Genomic DNA, 4816 nt, shown 5'->3' with positions numbered 1-4816 from the left:
GAGGATCAGAGAATGGGACTCAATGATGCCAGACGTGGGCCGGATAAATCAGCGGTTCCCTAAGGATGGATTGCATAAGTCCTGTTTCTGGTTTCGCAAAAAACGCTATCGCAACTGATTGAAGTTATTGACTGCAAATTTCTGCAAGCAGAGTTATGCAGACCTTCCCTGACGGGTTCCGATGTAAACCTCGGGCGGCTTGCCGTCTGCCAGATGATCTGGAGGATGAATGAAGATGAATCAAAAAACCGTTCTCGCCGCCGCTATCGGCATGCTGTTTTCGGCCGCTGCAGCTGCGACGCCCAGCGCAACGCAGATGCCCGGTGGTGGGCAAGTCATCGCTGTGAATAGCGGCACCACGGTGAACGGTGGTGCCGTCGGGTCAACCATTACCGGTCTGAGCAGCGGTGCCGTGGTGACGCTCGGGAACAGTGGTTCGTCCAGCCCTTGGGCCGTGATCCGCTGGGGGCAGGGTGGGTCGGCGACCCCCGCAGTTCCGGACTCGACGAATCCTCAGGGATTCAACATCGGTTCCAATTCGTCGATGACGTTCAACGCGATCTTGCCGCGGTACGCCGGCTATGGGGCGGTACTCAATATCGATGCCTCGGGCAATCCGAGTGAAATCGATGGCACCCTGAACACCAGCAACCTCGACTTCTACCTTGCAAACGGCAACGGGATTGTCATCGGCAGCGGGGCGACAATCAATGCCGCTGCCCGTCTTGGCCTGATCGGCTGGAACATGAACAACACCACCGCGGCCGCAGATTTCGTCGGGGAAAACAGCGGAGGGGCCAGCTACCTGGATTTTGGCAATATCGGAACCCCGGGGGCGATCACAATCAACAACGCGACGCTCAACGTCGGATCGACGCAAAGCGGCAATGACGGCGCGTTGCTGCTGCTGGGCGGGTCGATTGTCAACAACGGGGTCATCAATATTCAAGCCCCGGATTCTTATTCCGCGAACGGCTTCATGCTCGAGTCTGCCGGATGGACGCCGACGAAGAGCACCGACACGGTCCGTGGCGTCAGTCAGACGCCGGTTTACCGCGTCGCGAATTTGAGCTCGCCGTATTTGTTCGGCTCTTTGGGGTACATCAATCTGATCCCGGGTACCGGCAGCTATACCATCACAAATGGAGGCAGCGTCAGCGTCACCCAGGCCGCGAACAGCAACCAGCAAACCGCGCTGCTTGCAGATTCAGGCATCACGGTTTCCGGATCGATCAGCTCGCCCCAAGGGCCCGTGATTCTCGATACGTCCAATCCGAGCACCGCTGGCGCCAGCAACACGATCACGATCAATGGCACGATCAACGCGCCGACCAGTGGTGTGGTGCCCGATCCGAGCCTCCTGAACAGCGCCAGCTACGGCTATGGCCAGGCCGGTTACAACACCGGCACCGCAGGACTGGCGATCTACGCGCCAGGCAGTCAGATTACTCTCGGCAGCAACGCCGCGCTGACCGCCGGCAGTATGGTCGCGCTGGCGCATAACCTTCAAGGCACCAACGGGACATATCCGATCACCGCCAACGATCTCAGCCTGTTCATCACCGGCACGATCAACGGTGGCGCCAATGGTACGGCGAGCCAGACCAATTACCTGGCCAACGGCCTCGGCATCAACCCGACCACCACAGGGGGATCCGTGGCGATTCACCTGTGGTCGGCTGCCTCTGCGAACGATCCGACGACGGTTAATTATGTCAACCTGAACGTTAATGGCAGTGCAACTGTTGATTCGGGCGGAACCTGGAGTCCGATTGCTTCGCAGATCAACAATTCGTTCTACAACTCGACACAGACTAAGTTCTACTACCCGCTTCAGGTCGACAATTCCGGCAATTACAGCCAAGCGAGTGTTTTGACGAATGCCACGTTTAGCCAGGCCGCTGGCGAGGTGGCGAATGGAGGAAGCCTGATCATCCAGGCGACTGACAATCTCACGCTTGTTGGCGGTTCAGCCAGCGGTGGTAACAACGGGATCTTGAACGACCCCTACAGCAGCATGTTTAACAATTCGTTCTACAATAAGGCCGACGGCTATCTGGGACTTCCCTACGGCTCGAATTTGCCCTTCGTGTTTTCCGGTGGCGTGGTGTTCAAGGCTGGCCAGAGCGTGACTGTCAACGTCCCGGTACTCAATGCCTGGGGTTCCAAGGTCATCGCGTATCAGGGCGTGTTCCTCGAGTCGCCGGTGATCAGTGTGAATAACCAGGCTTTTTTCGTCACGGGCCCGGCGATGCGCGTGAACGTCAGCTCCACCCCGACAACGGGCGTCCCTGCCGTCTATCTGGAAAGCGGCGGTTCGATGACCCAGAGCCCGAGTAATTTCAACCCCGCGTTGGGCTCTGGGGTCTACAAGAACAGCTACAGCACCCTGATCGCGGCCTATCTGGCCGATCCGGCAACATGGACATCGGTGGTAAACAACACACCGATGTAAACGCAGTAGTTGCTGCCCATGTCGAGCCCCGGCAAAGCCGGGGCTCGACGTTTGTGGTGCATTGCTTGCTGGATTGGGACGCAGGACGGCTTGAGCCCGCATAGCAGTGCTGCCCGTAAATCAGATTTTTCATGCAAGCGATTCAGCTTCAAACCTTCACCCCTACGGCGATGCCGCGCACGGTCATCGAGCGCAGGCTTCCTGCCGCTGCGGGCGCACCGATTCGCGTCCAGAGCAACGGTTACGACTATGTCGTGACTGGCAATACATTACTGCCTGCTGCGCGTATCCGGACTGAGCTCGCTTCGGCCACCGGGCCGGCCGAAGCAGCCCAGCGCCTGCTCGCGTTGTATCGGCGTCTCGGTCATGTGATGATCGGGATTCGGGTGCTCACCTCCAGCAATCACGTTACCATCGCGGTGGTCGAAGGGCGCATCGTCGACGTGCGCGAGCAGGCTTCGGGACTGGCTGCGTTCTATCGCGGGGTGGCTTTCGATCCGACCGTCACCAACGACCAGTTGCTGCGGCGTAACGTCATGGCCGATGCCTACGCCAGTGCCAGCGGGTTGGATTTTCGTCCGAACTTGCGGCCGGCTCCGCAACCCGGGGGTTCCGATCTGGTGCTCGACGCGGCGCAGCACCCGGGCTTCGAGTCGCTATCGGGCAGCGCGCTGCTGGGCAACTACGGCAACCGCTATACCGGCGGCGTCGTGCTCGGGGAGAATCTGCAACTCCAGCCGGGCCATGGAACGGTGTTCGCACTGAACTATGCCCATGGGCTGCCGGAGCTGACGAACGCAAGCCGCGGCAGCCGCTATGACGGGGCTGGGGCGTCGGCCGCGGTCATCACGCCCTACGGCAAGTACACCCTCGCCTGGGCAGGTGCACGGTATCGGGTCGGTGCGGCCGGGGCGCCGCTGTACCCGGAAGGCAGCACCGAGGCCTGGACCTTGAGTGGCGAGCGTCTGCTCGCGGCGACGCCGACGGCGCGCTTCGGCGTGAACGGCGCGCTCGCGCATGTGCATGTCGCCAGTGACGTCTACGGTGGGGCCTATGTGCTCACTGATCAAGATTACAACGTCGCATCGCTGGGGTTCAGGGTCGCGAAGAACGTCGTGGCCTTCGGGCGCCAAGCGAGCGTTAGCGCGACCGCCACGGCCACGCTTGGCCTGAGCGCCCCACGCGGCACCCTCGCCATCAGCCAGCCAGGCGCGCCCGAATCGCGCTTTCGCTACATCAACCTCGGCCTGAACTGGGACCAGCCGCTCACCGCCGGTTGGAGTCTGAGTCTGAGCACCTCGGGGCAATGGTCCTGGAGCTCGCTGCCGCAGAATCAGCAATGGGTCCTTGGCGGCATCGGCAGCCTGTCGGCGTGGTCGCCCGCGATCATCGTCGGCGACAGCGGCATTCTCAACCGCGCGGTGCTGCAGTCCCCGACGCGATCCCTTGGCCGCTGGACGGCCTCGGCGCAGGCCTTCGTTGAGCAGGGTGCGGCGGCTTCACGCTACACGCCGCCGAGCACCCCAGCATGGACGGGACTGGCCGACGCGGGGCTCGGCGTGAGCCTGCAGTGGCGGCGCACGCAGCTCAGCCTCGTGGCCGCGACGCGCATCGATTCGCACAACCTCACGCAGGCCGACCGTAACGGCCGACGCGCCCTGTACGTGGTGCTGCAGCAGGGTTTCTGATATAGGGGAATGACAAGCATGCAGATCAAGCAAACCATTCGACGCGTCGCACTCGGCACCCTGGCATCGCTGGGGCTGCTCGCGGGTGCATTTGCGCAGAACCTGGTACGGGTGAACGGCCATGCGTTGACTCTGGCGCAGTTGCTCGCTACCGCGCCGCAGGCGCTGGATGATCCCCGCGCGCGCGCCGAGGCACTGCAGCAACTCGTCCGCGAGCAGCTGCTCGCCGGCACGGTCGGGATGCCGCCGGAATCGGTGCAGAGTCAGATCGACGCCGGACAGGCCGATGTGCGCCGCCGCCTGCTGGCCCAGTTCGCGGTTGAGCGCTACCTGAGCGCCCACCCGGTGTCCCAGGCGAAGGTCGACGAGGTCATGCATCATGTGCTTGCCGCTGCGCCCACTGAAGAGTACTGGGTCCGCAGCATCGTGGTGTCGACGCCGAAGCAGTCTTTGGCGATGCTTGCGCAGCTTCGGCATGGAGCATCATTTGCCCGTCTCGCCATCGCGCACAGCCAGGCTGACAACGCGGCCTCGGGCGGCGCGCTGGGCTGGCGGGATGATTTGAGCCTCCCGGCACCGTATCTCGCGCTGTTGCATGGGCTAAGGGTTGGCGAAGTCACCGGCCCGATCGCGATTGACCAAGGCTACGCGATCATTGAGCTGCTCGGCCGCC

Annotated in this window: 3 protein-coding genes; all 3 read left to right on the top strand. The window is 62.2% G+C overall.

Annotated elements, in window-relative coordinates:
• Positions 1–235 precede the first annotated feature (235 nt).
• Positions 236–2455: a beta strand repeat-containing protein gene (locus ACP5E6_RS16160; RefSeq protein ID WP_427955815.1), complete on the top strand. Its 2220-nt coding sequence runs from the start codon at positions 236–238 to the stop codon at positions 2453–2455.
• Between the two features lie 131 nt (positions 2456–2586).
• Positions 2587–4143, top strand: a complete 1557-nt coding sequence (locus tag ACP5E6_RS16155) for a ShlB/FhaC/HecB family hemolysin secretion/activation protein (protein WP_427955812.1) — start codon at positions 2587–2589, stop codon at positions 4141–4143.
• Positions 4144–4161: 18 nt separating this feature from the next.
• The coding region (locus ACP5E6_RS16150) for a peptidylprolyl isomerase (protein ID WP_427955810.1) at positions 4162–4816 on the top strand (655 nt) is incomplete at its 3' end.

The organism is Acidiphilium sp. (assembly GCF_049977125.1).
Classification (GTDB): Bacteria; Pseudomonadota; Alphaproteobacteria; order Acetobacterales; family Acetobacteraceae; genus Acidiphilium.
This window is presented reverse-complemented; position numbering and strand designations above follow the sequence as displayed.